General features: G+C 36.5%; 1 protein-coding gene. It reads right to left on the reverse strand.

Annotated features, from left to right (window positions below; translation table 11 throughout):
• Positions 1–88: 88 nt before the first annotated feature.
• Positions 89–861, reverse strand: a 773-nt coding sequence (locus tag JN080_RS28830) for a reverse transcriptase domain-containing protein (RefSeq protein ID WP_256239360.1), incomplete at its 5' end; no start/stop codon positions are given.

Genomic DNA, 861 nt, shown 5'->3' on the forward strand with positions numbered 1-861 from the left:
CCTCTCTACCTAACGGTAGATTGTATTCCTCCCCCCTCACAGAACCGTGCTTGCGCTATTAACGCACACGGCTCCTCCTAGTCATCATTTACAAAATGTAGCTAATCTCTTTTCTTAAGTCATATATATTAACCTTTATTCTTGGTGAAGGTAGTGGATATTTATTAAGAAAGAGTCTGAATTTATCCCAAGTAAAGGATTTCCTTTGACTTCTTCTATTGAGCCATTTAAATAGTAAGTATCCGATTTTGTCTCTGAAGTTGTTTACACTTTGGCTATTATCTGTAATGCAGTAATAGTTGTAATAACCTATTAGTGAACGTTTAAATCTATCCATAATCATATGAATATCTTTATTTCGATTATTCTTCAGCCATTCTTTCGTTTCTTTTAGTTTACCTTGGACTTTCTTCCTGCTTGATTTCCGTTTCACTCGAAAGTTTCCTTGTTTACTCTTCCCACAGTAGTGTGTGAAACCAAGGAAATCAAAGGTTGCTGGTTTCCTTCTCCCCTGCTGATTTGCATTTTTCTCCGCAAACCTCCCGAAGGGAATAATTTTGGTTTTATCCTCAGCTATTTCTAGATTAAATTTCTTTAATCTCAACTTTAATGATTGGAAGAATTGCTGGGCTTCACTTTTATATTGAAAACAACAAACAAAATCATCTGCATATCTCACTATGTATGCTTGTCCCTTACACCGTTTCCTAACTCTCTTCTCAAACCAAAGGTCGAGGACATAATGGAGATAAACATTGGCTAATACCGGAGATATTACTCCACCTTGCGGTGTACCCTTGTCTGTTTTGAATTTCTTACCTTCCTCCATGTATCCACCTTTAAGAAACCTACCAATTATTC

Source organism: Bacillus sp. EB600 (genome assembly GCF_024494385.1).
GTDB lineage: Bacteria > Bacillota > Bacilli > Bacillales > Cytobacillaceae > JAEVLT01.